The sequence below is a fragment of the Chryseobacterium sp. MP_3.2 genome (assembly GCF_035984805.1).
GTDB lineage: Bacteria > Bacteroidota > Bacteroidia > Flavobacteriales > Weeksellaceae > Kaistella.
Genome location: NZ_JAXCHW010000004.1, coordinates 24,660 through 47,474, shown reverse-complemented (window position 1 = coordinate 47,474; position 22,815 = coordinate 24,660). Strand labels below are relative to the sequence as shown.

Genomic DNA, 22,815 nt, shown 5'->3' with positions numbered 1-22,815 from the left:
TTCTGATCTCAAAGCATTTTTTTAAAAAATCGCTTTTTTTAAAAAATAAAACCACCTTTTAATTGCAGAAAAGATGGTTTTATTTAGAAATTTGACAGTATTATTTCGCCATACTGCGAATGTATTTCTCAATAGCCATCGTCATAGATGGGCTTTCTTTACTTGGTGCCATTACATCTACTCTTAAACCTGCATCAATAGCCGCTTGTTCTGTAGTAGTTCCAAAAACTGCAATCTTTGTACTATTTTGTACAAAATTTTCAAAATTGATTCCCAGTGATTTAATTCCCTGTCTGCTAAAGAAAACCAGCATGTCATAATCTGCAATATTTACATCTGTAAGATCACTGCAAACTGTTTTATACATGGTAGCTCTGGTCCAATCGATTGGAGCGGATTCCAAAACTTTCAACACATCTGGACTTAAAACATCTGCTGCTGGCAAAAGATATTTTTCCGTCGGGAATTTCTTAAATAATGGCAGCAAATCTGCAAAGTTTTTCTCTCCAAATGAGATTTTTCTTTTGCGGTAAACGATATGTTTCTGCAAATAATTCGCTATCGCTTCAGATTGGCAGATATATCTCATGGTATCTGGAACTGCAAAACGCATTTCTTCTGCAAGACGGAAAAAATGATCAACTGCATTTTTACTGGTGAAAATAATTCCTGTAAAATGCGTCAAATCAACTTTTTGCGCGCGAAGCTCTTTCGCATCTACACCCTCCACATGAATAAAAGGGCGAAAATCAATTTTAATTTTTTCCTTCTTTGCCATTTCCAAATAAGGAGAAGACTCGTTAGGTGCAGGTTGAGAAACCAGTATAGATTTAATTATCATCATTGAAATTTTAAAAGAAGAGTACTCTCCAGAGTACAATCAGAGGTACAATTTGGAGGGTGCAAATATACAAAAATTTATAATACCATTTTGCGGGTAACACATTGTTGGCGTGGAGAAAATAAAAAAGCAATTTGAATATAAAGAGTAAAAAAAAGATGCTTGTATAAATTCCAAAAGCTTTAAAAGGATTTAAAGTAAAATAGAAATTAATCAGACATAAGATCATCAATCCGACTGAAGCACAAAAGTAAAATTTGGAGGCTGTGAAGTAAAAAAGTTCCCATTTTTTAAGGGAACCCGTTCCTGCGTAAAATAAATAACTGAATAGGCTTCTTACTAAAGTGAGACCAGAAATAGTGGCCAATGCAAAACCGAATTTTGTGAGTTCAAAACCGAAGAAGGAAAAGGCCTGCACTTTTTCTGGAACTACCGGAATAAATGGAGAGATAAATGCGGCAAAAAGCACGCAAAAAACCACACTGATGATTACCCAACTCAAAAAATTATTCACGGAGTCCGGGAATTTCTGACGCAGAAACTCTTTTACTGTAGAATCTCTCTTAAGTGAAAGAAGCATAAAAACATAAAGGAAAATACAGCCTACTATGAGGAAAATTACCCAATCATTCTGCTGTGCGATTCTTATCAATGCTTAGTTTTTTGCAAAAGTAAGCATATTAATAGAACGGAAACTTAAATTTTCTCATTAAAAAACCGATACTCCTACAAGCCTTCGATCTTCGGCAAAAAAAATTGCGGGAATAGTTTATATTTGCACCTTAAAATACAGGATGAAAAAACTCGTCATCATTCCTACTTATAATGAAAAGGAAAACATTGCCGCTATCATTTCCACCGTTATAGCTTTGGAAGAGGATTTTCATATTCTTATTGTAGATGATTCTTCCCCAGATGGTACCGCGGAAATCGTCAAGAAACTTCAAATTGATCATCCGCACCAATTGCACATCAGTGTAAGAAAAATTAAAGATGGATTAGGGAAAGCTTACATTCATGGTTTCAGATGGGCTTTACAGAATAACTATGATTACATTTTCGAAATGGATGCCGATTTTTCTCATAATCCGAAAGATCTTGACAAATTATTTCGAGCCTGTAAAAAAGCAGACATGAGTATTGGTTCACGCTATTCGAAAGGGGTAAACGTGGTCAATTGGCCCATGGGAAGAGTTTTACTCTCTTACTTTGCTTCTAAATATGTGAGAACTATTTTAGGAATGCCGATTCATGATACTACTGCTGGATTTGTGTGTTTTTCTCGAAAAGTGTTGGATGAAATAGGTTTGGACCGGATCAAATTAAAAGGCTACGGTTTTCAAATTGAAATGAAATACAGAGCTTATAAGAAAGGATTTCAAATTGTTGAAGTTCCCATTATTTTTACCAATAGAGAATTGGGTGAAAGCAAAATGAATGGCGGAATCATTCACGAAGCAGTTTTCGGTGTGTTAAATTTAAAATGGAAATCTTTCCTCGGTCAATTATGAAGAACATTTGTCTGTTTTCCCTTTGTGTCCTGATGAGTTGTTCCGAACTTATAGATCCGCCCAAAAATTTAATCCCAAAAGATAAAATGGCAATGGTGATTGCAGATTTTGCTTTAAATGAGCAGATCAACAACATTACTCCAAACAATAATTTTGAGAATACCACGCGATTTGAATTACAGAAACATAAGATAAAAGGAGTAGATTTTGCTGAAAGTTATAAATATTATACCGCAACGCGCGACTTAGAAGAAATATTGAACAATGCTCAGGAAATCGTTTTAGATAGAGATCCTGCAGCGAAAGATTCCATTCTTACTAAATTTAAAGAAAATACAAATGCTCCTGCATTTGAAAGATAGATAATATGCCTCCATTTTTTGAAATAAATAAAACTACCACCGGGAAAGCCAGAGCCGGAACCATCACTACCGATCACGGAACCATCCAAACTCCTATATTTATGCCAGTTGGAACTGTGGCTTCTGTTAAAACTGTTCATCAGCGAGAATTGAAAGATGATATTAAAGCCCAAATTATTTTGGGAAATACGTATCACCTTAACTTACGCCCGAAAATGGAAATTATGCAGCAAGCCGGTGGATTACACAAATTCATGAATTGGGATCTACCTATTCTAACTGATTCTGGCGGCTATCAAGTTTTTTCTTTGTCCAAGTCTAGAAAATTAAATGAGGCAGGCGTTAAATTCAAGTCGCATATTGACGGAAGCACGCATTTTATTTCTCCTGAAATTTCTATGGAAATCCAAAGACAAATTGGTGCAGATATTTTCATGGCCTTTGATGAATGTGTAGCCTATCCCGCAGAATACAATCAGGTGAAAAAATCTATGGATCTCACCCATCGATGGTTAAAGAGATGTATCAAGTGGAATGCAGAAAATCCAGAATTATATGGACACAAACAAGCATTTTTCCCCATCGTTCAGGGATCTTGTTATTCTGATTTAAGAAAAAAATCTGCAGAATTTATTTCTGATCAAAATGCAGTTGGTAATGCAATTGGGGGATTATCGGTAGGGGAACCAGAAGATGAAATGTACAGAATAACAGATGAAGTCACGGATATTCTGCCAAAAGACAAACCGCGATATTTGATGGGAGTTGGAACTCCATGGAATATTTTGGAGACTATTGGGCTTGGAATTGATATGATGGACTGCGTAATGCCGACCAGAAATGCAAGAAACGCAATGCTCTTCACTTGGAAAGGTGTGATGAACATGAAAAATGAGAAATGGAAAGCAGATTTCTCTCCGCTGGATGAATTTGGCGTAAGCTATGTGGACTCAGAATATTCCAAAGCTTATGTGCGACATTTATTTGTAGCAAAAGAATATTTAGCAAAACAAATTGCGTCTATTCATAATTTAGCTTTTTATCTGGACTTGGTAAAAGTAGCGCGTGAGCATATTGTGGCAGGAGATTTCTATGAATGGAAAGACTCCATTGTTCCTGTTTTAAAACAGAGACTCTAACAGATACAGAATTTAATGAAGATACTGGATTTATATATTATCAAAAAATACCTCGGAACTTTTGGGTTCATGTTGGCTTTGCTGACGATTATTGTTTTGGTGATCGATGTACAGGCAAAAGCGCCGCGAATAGAATCCAATGGATTTAAAGTAACTGATTTTCTCATTGAGTTTTATCCTTTCTGGATTATCAATTTGATCATCACCTTTATGTCTATTCTCGTTTTCATTTCTGTTATATTTTTTACTTCCCGTATTGCAAACAATACAGAAATTGTTGCCATCATTAGTTCTGGAACGAGCTTTCATCGTTTTGCGAGACCTTATTTAATAACTTCCGGTTTAATTGCAATTTTTGCACTTCTTCTCAACCATTATGTTTTGCCCCTCGCAAATATTAAGAAAAATGAGCTAGAACCTTACACCTATAATGCGGTCTCTCGGGAGCAAATCATTGGTAATGCCGAAGTTTCTACCCAACTTTCTAAAACAGAATACATTTTTATTAAGAGTTATAACAAAAAAGAAAAGCGCGGTTCAGGTTTAATTTACCAGAAATTTGATGATAAGAGAAGATTGATTTATCAGCTCAACGCCGGCGAATTCAATTGGGATGCAAAAAAAAATTATTTTGTACTCAATAATTATTTAGACAAAACAATCCTGAAAAACGATACTGGAAAACTGGGCAATGGCAATTCTATGAAAAAAGATTTTGGTCATCCGCCAGAAGAACTTTTTCCAGATGCACTTTTGGGTCAAAATAAAACAACGCCAGAGTTGCTGCAGTTCATAAAGCGGGAAAGGGAAAAAGGAAATGCCAATTTAAATACCTATTTAAACGATCTACATCAAAGGACTTCAATGCCGGCATCGGTCATCATTCTCACATTTTTGGCTTTATCACTATCCTCGGAAAAGAAAAGAGGGGGATTAGGATTAAATCTCGCCCTCGGAATTGCGTTGGCTTTCATATTTGTTTTCTCTTTTGAGGCATTGAAAGTAGTTTCCGAAAATAAATCGATGGACCCTTTGCTTGCCATGTGGTTGCCCAATCTTATTTTCGCTCCAATATCTTTGTTTTTATATTTCAGACGAGCCAATCAATAAAGAAGTTCTATTTCTTTGTGATTGAAATTCTGCAATATTTCGTTTTCAAACTCGACACATAATAAACCGTTTTCCTGTACTTTTCGGATAATGCCATTTTGTCTGACTCCATCAAGCTCAAAAACGGAAATTAAATCTTTTCTAAATAAATTTTCATTCAAATTGTTCCAGATTACATCCTCTGAAATTGGGACAGTTAATTTTGCAACTAAAAAATCGTGCAATTCATTCGCAATTTGATGCAAATCGAATTTTTGCTTTGTTTGTGTCCACAACGAACCAGCTTTAGGCAAACCCTGAAAGTTTTCTTGTAGAACATTGACTCCAATTCCGATGACGAAGTAAAATTGACCGCCTATTTTTTTCTTTTCTAGAAGTAAGCCTGCAATTTTTTTTCCTCTAATGATTATATCATTTGGCCACTTGATGTGTACATGCTCATTTGTCAAATTGGCAAAAAAATCAGCCACCAATGCAGCGGTATGAAAATTGAATAAAACATTTCCGAGTTTTATAAGATGCTCAGACACTGAAATTGTAAATGCTAAATTTATATTTTCAGCCGTTTCCCAGCTATTTCCATACTGTCCTTTTCCTTGAGTTTGATGAAAAGTATAGAGGGTTAAAAAATCAGATTGATTTTGAATTATGAACTTCTCAATATCAGAATTGGTAGATTCGCACTTATCGACATAAATAATAGGAGTCATTGAGGAAAAATATAGATTTAGAGTAGGGTAACGTGAAGCAATTTAAATAAAAAAACGATAAATTTGCAGACTATACAAAAAATTAATGAATAAAATCACAGACAAGCAACTACTCATCGATAAAATCGTAGATGCCATTCAGGATACTAAAGGAGAAGATATTTTAATTTTCGATTTAACAACAATTGAAAATTCTGTAGCAGAAACATTCATCATTTGCAGCGCTAATTCTAATACGCAAGTTGCGGCTATTGCCGGGAACGTGGAGAAAAAAGTACGCAATGATTTGCAAGACAGACCATGGCACGTAGAAGGAACAGAAAACGCACTTTGGGTTTTAATGGATTATGTTTCCGTAGTGGTGCATATCTTTCAAAAAGAAACCAGAGAATACTATGAAATAGAAGAACTCTGGGGTGATGCTAAGATTACCAAAATAGATAATTAACTTACTGATATTTGACGAAATTCACTTTTCGTCAAAATTTTTATAAAATAAATATGAATAATAATAAAGGATTCAACTGGTTTTTTCCCATCGCACTTGTAGCGATTCTATTCTTTTTCTTTTCTAATATAGGTGGCGACGCTAAAGACAGTACTATAGATGAAGAGGAGTTTTTTCAATTGATGACTCAGGGGAAAGTACAGGATGTTTTAATCTACAAAGATACAGAAAAAGCTGACGTATTTTTAACCAAAGCCGCGAAAACAGCTTTAACAAAAGGGCAAAAAGCTCCAGAAAGAAGTCCCTTAGACGCTTTCGACTTTGCTCCGAAACCTGATTACACTTTGAGTTTTGGAGATTTACAATTGTTCTTGCAAAGATTTGATAAAATCAAAACTGAAAATCCTGCATTAATTACCAAAAAGGATTTCGGATTAGGTAAGAACCCGGTCACAGAATTGCTATTTACTGCACTCTTCTGGATTGGAATCATGGCGTTATTCTACTTCGTGATTTTCAGAAAAATGATGGGCGGCGGCGGCGGCGGTGGCGGCGGCCAAATATTCTCCATCGGTAAATCAAAAGCCAAACTCTTTGACGAAAAAGATAAAGTACAAGTTTCATTTAAGGATGTAGCGGGCTTAGAAGGTGCAAAAGAAGAAGTACAAGAAGTAGTAGATTTTTTGAAAAACTCTGAAAAATATACAAAATTAGGTGGTAAAATTCCAAAAGGAGTTTTATTAGTAGGCCCTCCAGGAACCGGTAAGACACTTCTGGCAAAAGCAGTTGCAGGTGAAGCTAAAGTTCCATTTTTCTCCCTCTCCGGATCAGATTTCGTGGAAATGTTTGTGGGAGTTGGAGCATCTAGAGTACGTGATCTGTTTGCGCAAGCAAAACTTAAATCTCCAGCAATTATTTTTATTGATGAGATTGACGCGATTGGTAGAGCCAGAGGAAAAGGCAATATGACAGGCGGTAATGACGAAAGAGAAAATACGCTGAACCAATTACTAACCGAAATGGATGGTTTTGGAACAGATACCAATGTCATCATCATGGCAGCAACCAACAGAGCAGACATTTTGGATAAGGCATTAATGAGAGCTGGACGTTTTGACCGCTCCATATATGTAGACTTACCAGAATTGCATGAAAGAAGAGAGATTTTCGATGTTCACTTGGCGAAAATTAAATTAGAAGATAACATTGACCGAGAATTTTTAGCGAAACAAACACCCGGATTTAGTGGAGCAGATATCGCAAACCTTTGTAATGAAGCAGCCTTAATTGCTGCAAGAAATTCCCACGAATCGGTAACTAAACAAGACTTCTTAGATGCAGTGGACCGAATCATCGGCGGACTCGAAAAGAAAAACAAAGCCATTAAACCTTCAGAAAAAAGAAGAGTTGCTTATCATGAAGCCGGTCATGCTACCATTTCTTGGTTAGTAGAACACGCATCACCTCTGTTAAAAGTAACGATTGTACCAAGAGGACGTTCTTTAGGAGCAGCTTGGTATCTTCCAGAAGAGAGACAATTAACCACTACAGAACAAATGCTAGATGAATTGTGTGCAACTTTAGGTGGTAGAGCGGCAGAACAAACTATTTTTGGCAATATTTCTACAGGTGCACTTTCAGATTTAGAAAGAGTGACCAAGCAAGCAAATGCCATGGTTACCATTTATGGACTTAATGACAAACTTGGGAATATTTCTTACTATGACAGTACGGGACAATCTGAATACAGTTTCGGGAAACCTTATTCTGAGCAAACCGCTAAAATGATTGATGAAGAAATTTCGAAAATCATCGAAAATCAATATATACGAGCATTAGAGATATTGGCAGCCAATAAGGATAAATTAGATGCTTTGGCAGCTAAACTTTTGGAGAAAGAAGTCATCTTCCGAGAGGACTTAGAAGATATTTTTGGAGAAAGACAATGGGATCCAGAATTAACGGAGCACCCAGTTTCAAATACCCAAAATCCAGAAACAATCTCTCCGGAAACTGTTCTCGGGCCAGAGAGCAACACGCAGATCTAAAAAAAAAATCCTGATTTTTACTTTTAATGTAAATTTTCAGGATTTTTTTTATAAATTTAATAACTAATTAAATAATTTCTATTTTTGCAGGTAGAATCGCAAAAGCTTTAGATGAGTCTATTCAAAAAAATTGTCGGTAAAATACTTAATCAACCTGAAGACGAAGAAAAACAGGATGTGATCAAACTTGGGGATCAGCTAAAAAATGCTGATTTAGATTACAAGTTTGCGCAACTCTTTACCCACTCTGGCGGTTTTTTCAATTATTGTGCAGATGAAGCTGAAGCGCTGCAAACCTTAAATCATATTCTGAAAATTGAAGATGTGAAATCAGTTTTCTGTTGGGACCACGATTTGAAAAACTTCTTGGATGTTGTGGATATTCCGTACACCACAGAACTTGAATTGTTTAATGACTGTGCTTTTATTACGGGCGAATATTTAATCGCTTATGATGGTCGCATCATGCTTTCTCACAATAATATTCTTCATTATCATTCTTCCAGATTACCCGAAAAAGTAATTATCATGGCGAATGTTTCCCAAATCGTCAACAATCTTAATGACGCCATGGGGAAAATAAAACGTAATGGAAATATCAGAAATTTAACTTCCATTAGTGGGGGAAATTCTAAATTAGATACTCCAACCAAAGACAATACAAAACTTTTTTTACTTTTGCTAGAAGATTAAAATATTCTGTTTTTTAAAGCACAGAATGTATTTCTTAAATTATAATCAAGATATTTTGGATAAAAATTTAGTTGAGCGGCTCTTTGGAGGATTTCTATATGGTTTTCTTGTCATCTTCTGCACCACGCCTTTGGGCGCCTTTCTTTTGAACAAAATATCCCCGAACTTAATTCAACAAGAGCAATTATTCTACGGATTGATTACCTTTTTCCTTTTCATAGGAGCCTGGGAATGCATGAAGATGATGAAGTTTAGTCCGACAAGTTGGGAAAAATGGGCAATCTTCCCGCTCGTGATGATTGTTTTTTACCGTTTTTCTAATCGATATTTTAAACACGGATTTTATTTTGATTATAATTTATCAGAAATATTGGCACTTTCGCTTATTGTAATTGCGGTCATTACGCTTTTCAGATTCTCAAAAGAACTCTATTATGACAACGGAAAATTAATTTTTGCCGTAATTTATACCGCGCTCCCATTTGGATTTGCGCTTGGTCTTCCTAAATTTTCAACTACGGATCAAACTTTTACTTTAGAGGTCTTCTTCTTGTTTGTGCTCATTTGGAGCAGTGATACCTTCGCTTATTTTGTAGGGAAGTTCTTCGGCAAGCATAAAATGGCACCTAAAATTTCTCCAAAGAAAACTTGGGAAGGTTTTGCGGGTGGCGTTGTACTAACATTGATTGCAGGCTTTTTTGTGGAACAATATCATCCAGACCTTCGCGGTAATTGGATGGTTGTTGGATTCCTAGTCTCGGTTTTTGCACCATTAGGAGATTTGGTGGAGAGCCAGTTAAAGCGAAATTTTGGCGTGAAAGATTCTGGAAACATTATTCCGGGCCACGGTGGTATATTGGATCGTTTAGATAGCTTTATTATCTGCGTTCCTGTTGTATATTTGTACTTTATTTTAGAAAAAACTATTTAGAAAAAACTCATGAAACTACATAAAGAATCGAAAGGGACCATTATTGTGGCAAGTATTGCTTTTGCAATTATTGCTTTTTTAGCGGTTTACTTCCTTCAGGAATGGGCGCTCTTCCTTATTATTCCAACCCTGCTTTTATACGGATTGGTTTTTTGGTTCTTTCGTGTTCCGAATCGAGAAATTCAAGATCATCATGAAAACGTTATTGCTCCCGTAGATGGAAAAGTGGTGATGATTAAAGAAGTGATGGAGGAGGAATTTATTAAAGGTAAAGCAATTCAAGTTTCAATATTCATGTCTCCCGTAAATGTTCATATCTGCAGGTATCCAGTTTCTGGGAATGTCGTGTATAAAAAATACCATCCAGGAAAATATTTGGTTGCTTGGCATGAAAAATCATCAACAGAAAATGAAAGAACAACTTTAGCGATTAATAGTTTGACAAATCACGCCGTTGTTTTCCGACAAATTGCAGGTTACGTGGCAAGAAGAATTGTTTTTAATAGTCAAGAAGGCGATACTGCAAAAGCAGGACACGAGTTTGGATTCATCAAATTTGGCTCACGTATGGATATCTTTCTACCTTTAGACACAGAAATTCTCTGCAAAATTGGAGATAAAACAAAAGGTGGAATTGATGTAATTGCGAAAATGCAAGAATAAAGTTTTAACAATCTTAATATATTATCCGAAGTTTTACACTTCGGATTTTTTTAATCTTATTTCTGAGAAATCAAGGTTTTTTAAATAAAAAAAAGAGTCAAACTCACACTTGACTCTTCTATATTTGGAGAGATATTTTTTAAATCGGCACGAAGATCACCGCTGCAACCGCTGCAACTGCAATGGCGATTGTAGAAAGAAGATTTAGTTTCTTTACTTCACGCACATCACTTTTATTGACCGTGATGTCTTCGCCACTTTTTGTTTTTCCGTAAATTGTTTGCTCATCTTGTCTTAGAACCTCCATTTTAATTTCTTGTGCATCATTGGTCTGAATGGTGTACCGCTGGTAAAGCTCTAAAGAATTGCTTTTTATGGGATTTTCTGTAGAGACTACCCTAGTTTGGCAAGAGGTGGCAAAAATAAGCAGCAACATTAATATAGGAAGACTTCTTTTCATTGTAAATTTATTTTGTCAAATTTAATAAAATAATCGAGAATGAGTTTACGCTTATTTTGCATTTAAATCTTGAGCAATGAGCCAAGCTTCACTCCAACACGCCTGGAAATTAAATCCACCAGTTACCGCATCAATATTTAGAACTTCGCCCGCAAGATAAAAATTGGGTAGTATTTTCGAGGTCATATTTTTAAAGTTAATTTCTTTTAAATCTACGCCACCTGCAGTTACAAATTCATCTTTGTAGGTCGATTTTCCAGTAACACTCATAACATTAGCAACTAAATTTCCTATAATCATTTGCAGCTCCTTCGCGGAAATTGTAGAAATATTTTTTTCTAAATCCACTTTTGAAATCCAAAGGACACGATGCCAGAATCTGGTAGTAATGTCGAAAATTTTAGATTTACCAATTGTTTTCTTCGGATTTTCTTCTCGAAAGGTCTTGAAAAGTTTTTCTGCATCTTCTTCATCTATTCCCAAAAAATTCACTTTGATGTCAAATTTATATTTCAAATCCGCCAATTCGCGCGCTTTCCAGGCGGAAATCTTTAGGATTGCGGGTCCAGAAAGTCCCCAGTGTGTGATGAGCATTGGACCAGATTCATCCATTTTCAAAGCGGGGATAGAAACTTCTGCATGCGTGAAACTCGTGCCCATCAAATCGCTCAGCATTTCATTTTTAATATTGAAGGTGAAGAGGGAGGGAACTGGTTCTACCATTTGATGCCCCAATTTTTTCAAAATCTTAGAAGACTTGGGAGAGCTCCCAGTAGCATATACTAAGTAATCAGCATCATATTCCCCAGAATTGGTCAAAACGGTGTAGCCATTTTCTTTTGCAATAATATCCGTGACTACCATTTTTGTCTTGATCTCAAAATTTTTGTTTTGAACTTCTTTCATCATACAATCAATGATGGTTTGGGAAGAATTGCTTTCGGGAAAAATACGGTTATCTGCTTCTATTTTTAATGGAACATTTCTTTTCTCGAACCAATCCATGGTGTCACCCGGTTGAAATTTATGAAAGACACTTAATAATTCTTTCGTTCCGCGTGGATAAAATTGAACCAACTCTTTGGGATCAAAACACGCATGCGCCACGTTGCAACGTCCGCCACCAGAAACTTTCACTTTTTGCAAAACGTCTGAATTTTGTTCAAAAATGGTAACATAAAACTTCTCTGCATCTAAATTTGCGGCACAGAAAAATCCTGCAGCGCCACCGCCAATGATGAGTATTTTTTTCTTTTTCAAAGTTAATTTTTCAATGTTTAAGGGAAGTATTCTGAACGCTGTAGAGCGCAGAATCGGTGCAAAAATACAATTTTTCTAACCCATGATTAATGCTTAATTTTGGGCTTCTTTTAAAATCCTAATTGCCCTGCAAATTCTTCATTGCAATAGGGATTGAAAGGGAAATCCTTTTGTGGAGCTTTGGCGCGGCTTCGCCGCGCCAAAGCTCCACAAAAAATTGTACTGAAAAGCCCGACCCGAGCTGCTGGATAAGCCTTGGAACGGGGATTGCCCAAAATAAATACTTATAAAAATGTCTGATTACCATTATAAATTTGATGTTCGCTGGAGCGACATCGACGCCAATAAGCATTTGGCAAACTCTTCTTACGTAGAATATTGTGCGCAAACGCGCATGGCATTTATGAACACGCACCAAATGGGTTTGAAGGAACTAAGTCGTTGGGGAATTGGTCCGGTGATTTTGCATGAACGGTATTCATTTTTTAAAGAAATCTACGCGGATCAGACAGTTTATGTGTCTGCAGAAATTTCCGGGATGTCTGAAGATGCGAGTATTTATCAATTTGTCCACAAATTTTATTTGCCAGATGGAACGCATTGCGCAACTGCGGAAGCAACGGGTGTATGGATTGATTTGATGTTGAGAAAATCTACGTCACCGCCCGATGATATTTTAGAAGTTTTGCAAGAATTTTCGAAAGAGAATATGAAGCTGCTGACAAGGCAAGATTTAAAAGATTTACCCTTCAAACCAGAAAATGTAGAAGCTTTTCATAAAAGAAATACCTTTACCTGGAAAAAAGACGCCGCTGAAAAAACGGAAGATTAGTTTACTTTAAAACTTAATATCGCCACCTTTAAATAAAAAATTATGTTAGAAGATAAAAATCCGGAATTGACACCAATCTCTACCTATGGAGAATTTGGACTTATAAAACACTTGACTGAAAACTTTAGTTTTAAAAATTCATCCACAGAAATTTCGGTGGGTGATGACGCTGCCGTGATCAATCCTGAAGGCCAGAAAGTAGTTTTAACCACTGATGTTTTGGCAGAAGGTGTGCATTTTAACTTGGGGTACGTTCCGTTAAAGCATTTAGGATATAAAGCGGTGGCAGTGAATCTTAGTGATATTGCAGCCATGAATGCTACACCCACACAGATTCTGGTTTCCCTTGCGATGTCTAACCGTTTTCCGGTTGAAGCTTTGGAAGAAATTTATGCTGGAATTTATCTGGCCTGTAAACATTATAATGTTGATTTGGTGGGTGGTGACACTACAAGTTCCACGTCTGGATTAGTCATGAGTATTACGGCAGTTGGTTTAGAACATTCTGAAAATTTGGTAAAAAGAGATGGTGCAAAAGCCAATGATTTACTTGTAGTTACAGGAGATTTGGGTGGTGCTTACATGGGATTGCAAATTTTAGAAAGGGAACATTCTGTGTATTTGGCGAACCCTAATATGCAACCAGAAATGGAAGGCTACGATTATATTTTAGAAAGACAATTGAAACCAGAAGCGAGAACAGATATTAAAAAAACTTTGGCGGAATTGGATATTAAACCAACTTCTATGATTGACGTATCTGATGGTTTATCTTCAGAAATCTTACATTTAAGTGATCAAAGTAAGGTGGGGTTCAGATTGTATGAGGAAAAAATCCCCATGGACTCTTTAACAATTTCTACAGCCGAAGAATTAAACTTAAATCCTGTGATGTGCGCTCTGAGTGGGGGTGAAGACTATGAATTGCTTTTCACCATTTCTCCAAATGATTTTGAGAAAATTAAAAATCATCCGGACTTTACGATTATTGGTCACGCCTTGGATTTGGAACAAGGAAACTTTTTAGTAGCAAGGGGAAGTAATGAATTGGTTGCGCTAAACGCACAAGGTTGGGATGCTTTTTTGAATAAATAAAATTAATTTGACTTTTCATATTTCATAGGGTTTACCCGATATTGAAAAGTTCATAGGGCTTCACCCGATGCTATTCAAAATTACCACTTCGTGGCTTAGAAATTCGAAAGCAAATATAAAATTATAATTCTTTTTTATTCAATACAAAAGCGACTCATTTCAGAGTCGCTTTTGTATTGAGTATTTTCGAAGATAAATTATTTATAATCTTTGCTGCTTCTGGTTGGCTCTTTTTGTTCTGGCCATTTCATAGGTTCTCCTTTTTCATTTAAAGGCATTGCGCGTTTTTCCCGGCTCGTAAATTCTGGATCTTCTGAAGCCATATACGCTAAAGTTGCGGTAAGAATCACATTATTCTTCACCTCATCAAAAACGATTTTGTCAAACGTGTCTTTTGTTGTATGCCAAGTGTAACCAAAATAACCCCAGTTTAAAGCACTTAAAGAAAATCCTGGAACGCCTGCTGCTACAAAAGAAGCATGATCAGATCCACCGCCGCCCGGCATTCCTGGAAACGTGGATTTAATTTGATCTTTAATATTTTTAGGTGCTGCACTCAACCATCTACCGATATAATTGTAAGAATCCACAAATCCTTGACCACTGATATCGATTACTCTACCCGTGCCATTATCTTGATTGAAAACCGCCTGGGTTCCTTTGATAATTTCTGGATTATCTGAGACAAACCCGCGTGAACCGTTTAAACCTTGTTCTTCACTTCCCCAAAGTCCCACTACAATGGTCCGTTTGTTATTCGGATAATATTTTTTGAGAATTCTGATGGTTTCTAACATGGTTAAAACTCCAGTTCCATTATCAGTAGCGCCTTGAGCACCATCCCAAGAATCCAAATGCGCAGAAAGAATCACATATTCATTTGGTTTTTCCTTCCCTTTAATCAGTCCAATGGTGTTGAACGAAGGTGCATCTGGTAAAAATTTAGATTGTGTATCAATTTTGATGCGCGGCTTTTTTCCATTTTCTGCCATTCGGTAAAGCATTCCGTAATCTTCCAAGTCAATATCAAACATGGGAATTTTCTTCGTTTTTGCGCCAAAAATTCTATTAGCGCCCATAATTCCTGTCCAGTTAGATATAGCAATTCCAGCAGCTCCAGCTTCTTCTAAAGCTTGCGGCAAAGTATTATTATCATATCCAATATTTCTTACATAATCCCGAAACTGTTTTGCTGCCTCCGCTCTTTCTGCTTTTAACTTCTCATACAATTCGGGGGTGGCAAATTCTTTAATTTGCTCATCTGAACGACCTATATTTTGATATTGTGCCATAAGCACAACTTTACCTTTTGCAGAAGGAAGCCACTTGTCAAAATCTGCTTTAGAGGAAACGTTCGGCATGATGATTACTTCTGCTTCTACGGCTTTTTTCGTCACTGGACTCCAAGCAAGTTGCGTTGCTACCAAACTTTTTACTCTTGGGTATACCATATCTACATGCGTTATTCCACGTTGCCATCCTTTCCAAGTTCCAAACTGTTGCAGCTCTGCTTCCACGCCCCAAGAACGCATTTTATCTGCGGTCCAATTATTAGACGCCAACATTTCTGGGGTCCCGATCAATCGCGGTCCGATACCATCTAATAGTTCATGCGCCATTGCTTCTAATTGCGAATTGTTTTGAACTTCGGTTACAAAATTTTGAACGGTGGGATTTAATACTTCTGCGGGACGGGTTTGAGCCGTGATTAACGATAGCTGCGCGGTAAGGAGCAAAGCTGAAATCGATAAGATGGTATTTCTCTTCATATTTTTAAATAGATTTCCGTTAAAGATAAGAATTTAGGGCAAAGAAGGGAAAATTCCAAAAATAAAAAGTCGAATTAGTCGAGAGCACGCAAACGTTTTACATATTTTTCTTGCCGAAAGCGGACATGATTTCAGGATGAATTAAAGAATCTAGATTTACGGAAATATCATTGTCTTCAATATCTGGTTTTGCGTAGTCTTTTTCATCAAAAAAGAGTAGTTTCCATTCCCGTTGATTGTATTCGAGATAACTTAAATTTTCTATCCAGTCACCAGAATTTAAATAGCGGACGGAACCTTTAGAAGTAGTTTCAAACCGATCTGCAGGTTGATGAATATGGCCACACAAAACCAGATCATATTTATTTTCAATGGCTAATTCGATGGCCTTTTCTTCAAAATTGCTAATGAATTTTACTGCATTTTTTACAGAATTTTTAATTTTTTTCGATAAAGAAACTTTCTTTTGCCCAAAAATTTCAAACATAAAGTTAATAGCCCTGTTCACCATTATCAACCAGTCATATCCAATTCCTCCGATTTTAGCAATAAATTTGGCGCCCCCTTTTGTGGTATGATCAAAAATATCACCATGGAAAAACCAATGTTTCTTACCGTCAATTTCCAGCAAATATTTATCTGTCAGAAATAGGTTTCCCATTTTTAAATCGGAATATTTCCGCAGAAACTCATCGTGATTTCCCGTGATATAAATAATTTCGACTCCATCTTTCATCATCCGGAAAAACTCGGTGATGACTGCCATATGAGAATTAGGAAAATAACTTTTAGAAAAAGCCCACCCGTCAATAATATCACCATTTAAGATAAGCATCTTTGGGGAAATACTTTTCAGATAAGCCACTAATTCTGTTGCGTTACAACCATAAGTTGCCAAATGAATATCTGAAAGCACTACAATCTCTACAGCTCTCTTCTCCATGAATTAGTTTCTTTCAAAGTTAGTTTTTCACGTGGAAATATATAGAATTTAAAAAAAAATTCCCAATCTTTCGATTGGGAATATATATAATCCGAAGTGTAATGAATTACGCGTTCGGCTCTACAGATACAAAAGATCTGTTATTTTGTTTCTTTCTGAAAACTACTTTTCCAGCAACTAAAGCGTGCAACGTGTGGTCTTTACCCATTCCTACGTTTTCCCCAGGATGGTGTGTTGTACCTCTTTGTCTTACGATAATGTTACCTGCGATAGCTTCTTGTCCTCCGAAAATCTTAACTCCCAATCTTTTGGAATGCGATTCTCTACCATTTTTGGAACTACCAACTCCTTTCTTATGTGCCATTTTATTCTAAGGTTTTTTGGTTAAAATTATTCAGCGGTTTCGCTGTCTGATTTTTTACTTGTTGTTTTAGCTGCAGGCGCTTCTTCAGTTACTGCTGCTTCTTTTTTAGGTTTTGGTGCCGCTTTCTTTTCCTCTTTTTTCTTTTCAAAACCTGTAATACCAGTAATTTGAATTTGAGTTAAAGATTGTCTGTGACCGTTTTTCTTTTCGTATCCTTTTCTTCTTTTCTTTTTGAAGATGATTACTTTATCCGCTTTCACGTGATTTAAGATTTCGGCATCAACAGTGATACCGCTTACAGCTGGGGCGCCGATGGATGTAGAACCGTTTACAGTAAGAAGAATTTTATCAAAGGAAACTTTTCCTCCTATATCTCCTTTCAAACGGTTTACAAACAACTTCTGGTCTTGCTCAACTTTATATTGAAGCCCTGCTATTTCTACAATTGCAAACATTGTCTATAAATTTTGTTAGTTAATTCGAGGTGCAAAGATATAAAATAAAATTAGATTATAAATTATTAATTTTAGATTTTAACTCCGGAGTAAATTATCTATTTTTGAGCAAGATAAACCATAATATGACAAGAGATCTATACATTGATTTTGCTAAAGGTATTGCCACTTTAGCAATTATATTTATTCACACCGTTTTCTGGTCTGGTCAATATTATATTCCTACTGAATGGCGTGTTGCCTCCTTGCTTGTAGATGTTCCCTTGTTTTTTGCATTGAGTGGGCTTACCTCTGGAAATAAAGTTGAAAAAACTTTATATCGCCTCCTGAAGCTTCAGATTACGTTCATGATTTTCGTAACCTTCCTCTTTTTCGTAGATTATTTATTTAAAGTCTTCGGATTGAATATTTTCGGTTTAGATTGGATGAAAAACTTCTATTCTACCTTTGGCACAAAGTACGTTCCCAATAATATTTCTGATGTTCCACAATGGCAAAACCTCGGAAACTGGTTTCTGCATCAATATACGAACGCGGATACATTTCCTGTAGTGATGGGGAGTTTCTGGTATTTGAAAGTCTATTTTATTTTGACCGTCTTCGGCGTGCTGGTTTTAAGATTTTTTCCAAAACACATCAATTGGTTTATTGCACTCTGTTTCGGACTGACTCTACTTTTCAATATTTTTCCGCATTATTATCCTACTGGTCAAGTTGGTTATGTTGCATTATATCTGGGATTGTTTCTTGTTGCTCATCAATTGAAAGGAAAAATTATCGCGAAAAAATTGATCCCGGTTTTGTACGGAATACTCATTTTAATTTTTCTTTTTCTCCTTTGGAACTTCGGCGAAGAAATGTTTTTGAAGATGAACAAAGCAAAATTTCCACCGAAATTACTTTATATATTTTGGTCGAGTTTTTCTTTACTCACCTTATTTGTCCTGTACAATCGTTTAAAAATCACCAAGGCAAATTTCATCACCTATATTGGGCAAAATGCAATTTTCTATTATTTTGCTCAAGGAATTAGCTCATCTCTTGTTTACTTTATTGTAGTCGCTGCAAAAGATTCTATGAATTGGTGGATTCTTATGATTATTATTTACGCATTAAATGTATTACTCGCGATTATTATCGCAGAAGGATTAAAGAAAATTGATTCTTTTGGGTGGAGTATCTTGGAAAAATTGCGCAAAAAAACCGCCTCAATAAAATGAAACGGTTTATAATTTAAATAGTAAAGAATTAATCCTTATTACTGTTCCCTCTTGCAACAATCGCAATAATCACTATGAAAATTAAGGCACCAATTACCCAATAAATTGGATTCGTGTACCATTCTTCAGTTGTTGTAGTGGTAGATGTTGTTGTAATGTCTACAGCTGGTGCAGTAGTTTCCTGCGCAAAAGCAAGTGCAGACATAAAAAATGTTAGAAGTAAAACTCCTAAATTCTCGATTCTTTTTGAAATAGTTTGAGTGCTCATAATTGATTTGTTTAATGTTATTACTAAAACTTCAAGTTTTGTGCCATAATGAGAGAGGATTTATCATATTATAATTAAATTTACACCGAAATTTACAGAATATGTTCAAACTGAAACTTTTAACTGATCCCAGATGGGCAAATATTGCAGAAGGAAATTTAGAAGAAATTCTTACCGATCATGCGTGGTGTGAACAAAAAGCCACCACTAATGCGATTACCATTATCACAATGGTTCCTGAATATCCAGAAATCATCACTGAGCTTTTAAAAATTGCGCAAGAAGAGTTAGAACATTTCCAAATGGTTCACGAGATCATTAAAAAACGCGGATATACTTTCGGCAGAGAAAGAAAAGACGATTATGTGGGGCAACTGTTTAAATTCATCGTACAGGGCAAAAGAGAAGACTATATTGTAGATCGAATGCTGTTCGCGGCCATGATTGAAGCCAGAAGCTGTGAACGCTTCAAAGTGCTTACAGAAAATATTAAAGACGAAGAATTAAAAGTTTTTTATAAAGGCCTTATGATTTCTGAAGCGGGACATTACACCACATTTATCGGCTTTGCCAGACAGCTTGGCGGCGTAGAAAAAGTAAATGAGCGCTGGGAAGAATGGTTAGAATATGAAGCAGAAATCATAAAATCATACGGAAAAAAAGAATCCATTCACGGATAGAATATTTGCTAATTCCTCCCTTTATAATTCCTATTTTTACATTGATTCTTTCTAAGGAGTCGCTCAATTTATATGACAAAACAAAAGTTTGAACAGTTAATTAATCTCATGGTTAAATCTTTTTTCCAAGGATTATTAATTTTGGGACCATTTGCCATAACCATTTGGATTATCTGGTACATTGTTTCCAGCATAGACAATATAATTCCCGCACTTTCCGAAAGAATGTATCCCGGAATTACTTTCTTAATTGTCATTTTATCAACCACCTTAATTGGGTTTTTGGGTAGTAAATTTATCATCGGAAGAGTGGTGGTAGATAGTTTCGATTATATTTTGGAACATACTCCAGGAATTAAATTTATCTATACCTCTTTAAAAGACGTGATGACTTCTTTTGTGGGAGACAAAAAGAAATTTAATCAACCCGTTCTGATCAAAACCGCCATAGATCCAGAAGTTTGGCGGATAGGTTTCTTGACCCAAAGGGATTTGTCCTCCGTTGGTTTCCCGGATTATGTGTCGGTTTACTTGCCTCATTCTTATGCAGTTTCTGGGTGGGTTGTTTTTGTTTTAGCCACCAATATTGTAATTCTTGAAAATGTAAGTGCCGCACAAGCCATGAAATTTGCCGTAAGCGGTGGTGTTGCAGGCTTTCATACCGATGAACCTGTCTTCAAATCGCCCGACTCTATTATCTAAATTGAATTTCTCAAAATTGATTTGAAATAATAAACCTCGGCTTTCGTCGAGGTTTTGCTTTGAAAATTTATAATTTGTTCTTATAATTACGGCTTTTCACACTCAGCTGATCATCATGCTTCTTCCAATTGTGAATGGTTTTTAACCAATTGCTGTTGCACATTATTCGGAACCAACTGATAATCCGAAAATTTCATTTTGAATTTTGCGCGTCCCCCTGTGATGGAGCGCAAGGTGGAACCATAATCATGCATTTCTGAAAGGGGAATTTCGGCCATGATTTTTTGGTAGTGATTCACTGAATCCAACCCGGAAATGATGGCGCGGCGCGTTTGCAAATCACCCATCACATCACCTGTATCCTCATCTGGACAAAGTATTTCTACAGAATAAATGGGTTCCAAAAGCTGCGGTTTTGCATCATGAAAAGCTTCGCGGAAAGCTCCAGACGCGGCAAGCTGGAAAGAAATATCATTGGAATCTACACTGTGCATTTTTCCATCATAAACCGTAACACGAATGTTTTGACAATGAGATCCCGTTAATGGTCCTTCTTTCATCTGCTGCATAATTCCTTTTTTAATAGCACCGATATATCGGTTATCAATGGTACCACCAACGATGCACCAGTAAAAAGCAAGTTTGCCGCCCCAAGGTAAATCTTCGATATCTTTTTGTCGAATATTTACACCTGTCGGCTCATCCATGCCGTCAAAATAATTTTCTACGCGCATGTGGATTTCTCCAAATTGCCCAGAACCACCAGACTGTTTTTTATGCCGGTAATCACCTTCCGCTTTTCCCGTAATGGTTTCTCTGTAAGGGATCTTTGGATTTGCGAAATTCATTTTCACGCCAAATTCTTTCTGCAATCGCTGCTGAACCAAATCTAAATGCAGCTGACCTTGACCATGAAGTATCGTTTGTTGCAACTCCGCAGATTGCTCGACTTTTAAAGTTGGGTCTTCTTCTTCGATTTTATGGAGCGCGGTGACTAATTTTTCCATATCAGTAGCAGATTCGGCGGAAACTGCTTTCCGAATTCTGCTTTCTGGAAATTCCATCGGTCTAATTTTTCGCTCAATTCCTTTTGAATTAAGGGTGTTATTAGAATGTCCGTACTTTAGTTTTACGGTAACGCCTAAATCGCCTGCAAATAATTCCTTCACGGGAATTCTTTCTTTTCCTTCTGCTACAAAAAGTTGAGAAATCCTTTCTGTTTCGCCGTTATTGGCATTCACCAATTCGTCTCCGGGTTTTACTTTTCCACTAAGAACTTTGAAATAAGATATCATTCCAACTTGCGGTTCAGAAAGTGTTTTATAAATAAAAAGTGTTGTGTGATCCTCTGGATCGTAAGAAATTTCTTCGCCATTTTCTAAAACTCGGGCGGGTCTGTCTGCTGGCGAAGGCGCTATATCATCAATAAATCCCATCAATCTGCCACTTCCCATATCTTTTAATCCACTCGTCACCAGCACAGGAAAAAACTGCTGATTTGCAAGCGCGATGGTGATACCTTTCGATAAATCCTCTTCCGAAAGGTTGCCTTCTGCAAAATATTTTTCCATCAAACCTTCCTCATTTTCTGCAGCAATTTCTACCAAAGCATTGTGCATTTCATTGGCTTTTGCCGTTTCACTATCTGGGATCGGTTTTTTCTCTGGTTTACCTCCATTTGCCGGGAATACATACATCACCATTCTTAGAGTATCAATAATAGCATTGAAATTTTCACCGGAATTGTAAGGATATTGAAGTGGAACCACTTTGGCTCCAAATCCTTCTTTAGCTTGCTCCAAGGTTTTCTCAAAATCTGCTTTCAAATGATCCATTTGATTGATGACAAAAATGGCGGGCGTTTTATAGTTTTCTACATATTCCCACACGATTTCTGTACCGACCTCTACTCCATTTGCCGCGTTTAAAACAATAACGGCGGTATCTGCAACTTTCAAGGAGGAAACAACTTCACCCACGAAATCATCAAATCCTGGAGTATCAATAATATTAATTTTATTGTTTTTCCAGTTCACAAACATTTGATGAGAAAAAATAGTTTTCCCTTTCTCATGTTCTAAATCGGTATTATCACTCACCGTGTTTTGTCCTTCTACGCTACCACGGCGGTTAATCGCCCCTCCTTCGAACAACATGGCTTCTATCAATGTAGTTTTACCACTGTCTGAATGTCCGAGTAAAACAACATTTCTTAAATCTCTGGTATTAGCACTCATCATATATAGTTTTAATTAATTTAATGGAAATGCTAAAAAGGAAATGGCAGGCATTTGATTTTTAGAAACCTAAA

25 protein-coding genes are annotated in these 22,815 nt (G+C 36.4%); 14 read left to right on the top strand and 11 right to left on the bottom strand.

The window, feature by feature from the left end:
- Positions 1–100 precede the first annotated feature (100 nt).
- Together RCH13_RS07085 and RCH13_RS07080 are read right to left on the bottom strand one after the other, a co-directional pair.
- Positions 101–841, bottom strand: a complete 741-nt coding sequence (locus tag RCH13_RS07085) for a uroporphyrinogen-III synthase (protein WP_326986687.1) — start codon at positions 839–841, stop codon at positions 101–103.
- A gap of 10 nt (positions 842–851) precedes the next feature.
- Positions 852–1,493, bottom strand: a complete 642-nt coding sequence (locus RCH13_RS07080) for a DUF4271 domain-containing protein (RefSeq protein ID WP_326986538.1) — start codon at positions 1,491–1,493, stop codon at positions 852–854.
- 142 nt (positions 1,494–1,635) lie between these two features.
- On the opposite strand from RCH13_RS07080, the gene RCH13_RS07075 reads away from it, so the two are divergent.
- Genes RCH13_RS07075 through RCH13_RS07060 form a run of 4 tightly spaced genes read left to right on the top strand, consistent with a single transcriptional unit; the run spans position 1,636 to position 4,963 of the window.
- On the top strand, positions 1,636–2,352 hold the full coding sequence (locus RCH13_RS07075; RefSeq protein ID WP_326986537.1) for a polyprenol monophosphomannose synthase: 717 nt from the start codon (positions 1,636–1,638) through the stop codon (positions 2,350–2,352).
- A complete protein-coding gene (locus tag RCH13_RS07070) occupies positions 2,349–2,714 on the top strand; it encodes a DUF4296 domain-containing protein (protein ID WP_326986536.1) in 366 nt (121 codons plus the stop codon). Before RCH13_RS07075 ends, RCH13_RS07070 begins: the two co-directional genes overlap by 4 nt.
- A gap of 5 nt (positions 2,715–2,719) precedes the next feature.
- Positions 2,720–3,853, top strand: a complete 1,134-nt coding sequence (gene tgt / locus RCH13_RS07065) for a tRNA guanosine(34) transglycosylase Tgt (RefSeq protein WP_326986535.1) — start codon at positions 2,720–2,722, stop codon at positions 3,851–3,853.
- A gap of 15 nt (positions 3,854–3,868) precedes the next feature.
- Positions 3,869–4,963: an LptF/LptG family permease gene (locus RCH13_RS07060; RefSeq protein WP_326986534.1), complete on the top strand. Its 1,095-nt coding sequence runs from the start codon at positions 3,869–3,871 to the stop codon at positions 4,961–4,963.
- Here the strand turns inward: RCH13_RS07060 and RCH13_RS07055 are convergent.
- A complete protein-coding gene (locus RCH13_RS07055) occupies positions 4,957–5,673 on the bottom strand; it encodes a biotin--[acetyl-CoA-carboxylase] ligase (protein WP_326986533.1) in 717 nt (238 codons plus the stop codon). The genes RCH13_RS07060 and RCH13_RS07055 overlap by 7 nt on opposite strands.
- Positions 5,674–5,758: 85 nt before the next feature.
- Between RCH13_RS07055 and rsfS the strand changes: the two genes are divergently transcribed.
- The 5 genes from rsfS to RCH13_RS07030 all read left to right on the top strand — a co-directional run bounded on the left by rsfS (position 5,759) and on the right by RCH13_RS07030 (position 10,456).
- A complete protein-coding gene (gene rsfS / locus RCH13_RS07050) occupies positions 5,759–6,121 on the top strand; it encodes a ribosome silencing factor (protein ID WP_326986532.1) in 363 nt (120 codons plus the stop codon).
- Positions 6,122–6,174: 53 nt separating this feature from the next.
- Positions 6,175–8,169 carry an ATP-dependent zinc metalloprotease FtsH gene (gene ftsH, locus RCH13_RS07045; RefSeq protein ID WP_326986531.1) on the top strand — a complete coding sequence of 665 codons (1,995 nt, stop codon included), beginning with the start codon at positions 6,175–6,177 and terminating at the stop codon, positions 8,167–8,169.
- Between the two features lie 111 nt (positions 8,170–8,280).
- The gene (locus RCH13_RS07040; RefSeq protein ID WP_326986530.1) at positions 8,281–8,862 is read left to right on the top strand and encodes an LUD domain-containing protein; all 582 of its coding nucleotides are present in this window, start codon (positions 8,281–8,283) and stop codon (positions 8,860–8,862) included.
- Positions 8,863–8,917: 55 nt separating this feature from the next.
- On the top strand, positions 8,918–9,793 hold the full coding sequence (locus RCH13_RS07035; RefSeq protein WP_326986686.1) for a phosphatidate cytidylyltransferase: 876 nt from the start codon (positions 8,918–8,920) through the stop codon (positions 9,791–9,793).
- A 9-nt stretch (positions 9,794–9,802) separates the two neighbouring features.
- Positions 9,803–10,456 carry a phosphatidylserine decarboxylase family protein gene (locus RCH13_RS07030; RefSeq protein WP_326986529.1) on the top strand — a complete coding sequence of 218 codons (654 nt, stop codon included), beginning with the start codon at positions 9,803–9,805 and terminating at the stop codon, positions 10,454–10,456.
- A 139-nt stretch (positions 10,457–10,595) separates the two neighbouring features.
- Here the strand turns inward: RCH13_RS07030 and RCH13_RS07025 are convergent, their stop codons facing one another.
- Together RCH13_RS07025 and RCH13_RS07020 are read right to left on the bottom strand one after the other, a co-directional pair.
- A complete protein-coding gene (locus RCH13_RS07025; RefSeq protein WP_326986528.1) occupies positions 10,596–10,916 on the bottom strand; it encodes a bacteriophage spanin2 family protein in 321 nt (106 codons plus the stop codon).
- Positions 10,917–10,967: 51 nt separating this feature from the next.
- Positions 10,968–12,176, bottom strand: a complete 1,209-nt coding sequence (locus RCH13_RS07020) for an NAD(P)/FAD-dependent oxidoreductase (protein ID WP_326986527.1) — start codon at positions 12,174–12,176, stop codon at positions 10,968–10,970.
- Between the two features lie 292 nt (positions 12,177–12,468).
- Between RCH13_RS07020 and RCH13_RS07015 the strand changes: the two genes are divergently transcribed.
- Positions 12,469–13,008: an acyl-CoA thioesterase gene (locus RCH13_RS07015; RefSeq protein WP_326986526.1), complete on the top strand. Its 540-nt coding sequence runs from the start codon at positions 12,469–12,471 to the stop codon at positions 13,006–13,008.
- Between the two features lie 42 nt (positions 13,009–13,050).
- Positions 13,051–14,103: a thiamine-phosphate kinase gene (gene thiL, locus RCH13_RS07010; protein ID WP_326986525.1), complete on the top strand. Its 1,053-nt coding sequence runs from the start codon at positions 13,051–13,053 to the stop codon at positions 14,101–14,103.
- Between the two features lie 197 nt (positions 14,104–14,300).
- On the opposite strand, the gene RCH13_RS07005 is transcribed toward thiL, so the two are convergent.
- The 4 genes from RCH13_RS07005 to rplU form a co-directional block, all read right to left on the bottom strand.
- On the bottom strand, positions 14,301–15,872 hold the full coding sequence (locus RCH13_RS07005) for a M20/M25/M40 family metallo-hydrolase (RefSeq protein WP_326986524.1): 1,572 nt from the start codon (positions 15,870–15,872) through the stop codon (positions 14,301–14,303).
- Positions 15,873–15,969: 97 nt separating this feature from the next.
- Positions 15,970–16,815, bottom strand: a complete 846-nt coding sequence (locus RCH13_RS07000) for a UDP-2,3-diacylglucosamine diphosphatase (RefSeq protein WP_326986523.1) — start codon at positions 16,813–16,815, stop codon at positions 15,970–15,972.
- A gap of 106 nt (positions 16,816–16,921) precedes the next feature.
- Positions 16,922–17,179 (bottom strand): 50S ribosomal protein L27, encoded by a 258-nt coding sequence (gene rpmA, locus RCH13_RS06995; protein WP_326986522.1) that lies wholly within the window; start codon positions 17,177–17,179, stop codon positions 16,922–16,924.
- Between the two features lie 26 nt (positions 17,180–17,205).
- Positions 17,206–17,634: a 50S ribosomal protein L21 gene (rplU, locus tag RCH13_RS06990; protein WP_326986521.1), complete on the bottom strand. Its 429-nt coding sequence runs from the start codon at positions 17,632–17,634 to the stop codon at positions 17,206–17,208.
- 125 nt (positions 17,635–17,759) lie between these two features.
- Between rplU and RCH13_RS06985 the strand changes: the two genes are divergently transcribed.
- Entirely contained in the window at positions 17,760–18,854 is a 1,095-nt protein-coding gene (locus RCH13_RS06985; protein WP_326986520.1) for an acyltransferase family protein, read from the top strand.
- Between the two features lie 28 nt (positions 18,855–18,882).
- Here RCH13_RS06985 and RCH13_RS06980 read toward each other — a convergent pair whose 3' ends face one another.
- Complete coding sequence (locus RCH13_RS06980) at positions 18,883–19,122, bottom strand: hypothetical protein (protein ID WP_326986519.1); 240 nt, start codon at positions 19,120–19,122, stop codon at positions 18,883–18,885.
- A gap of 101 nt (positions 19,123–19,223) precedes the next feature.
- Here RCH13_RS06980 and RCH13_RS06975 point away from each other — a divergent pair, with 101 nt between their 5' ends.
- Entirely contained in the window at positions 19,224–19,802 is a 579-nt protein-coding gene (locus RCH13_RS06975; protein WP_326986518.1) for a tRNA-(ms[2]io[6]A)-hydroxylase, read from the top strand.
- A gap of 72 nt (positions 19,803–19,874) precedes the next feature.
- Positions 19,875–20,504, top strand: a complete 630-nt coding sequence (locus tag RCH13_RS06970; RefSeq protein WP_326986517.1) for a DUF502 domain-containing protein — start codon at positions 19,875–19,877, stop codon at positions 20,502–20,504.
- Between the two features lie 113 nt (positions 20,505–20,617).
- On the opposite strand, the gene RCH13_RS06965 is transcribed toward RCH13_RS06970, so the two are convergent.
- Positions 20,618–22,744 (bottom strand): elongation factor G, encoded by a 2,127-nt coding sequence (locus RCH13_RS06965; RefSeq protein ID WP_326986515.1) that lies wholly within the window; start codon positions 22,742–22,744, stop codon positions 20,618–20,620.
- Positions 22,745–22,815 lie beyond the last annotated feature (71 nt).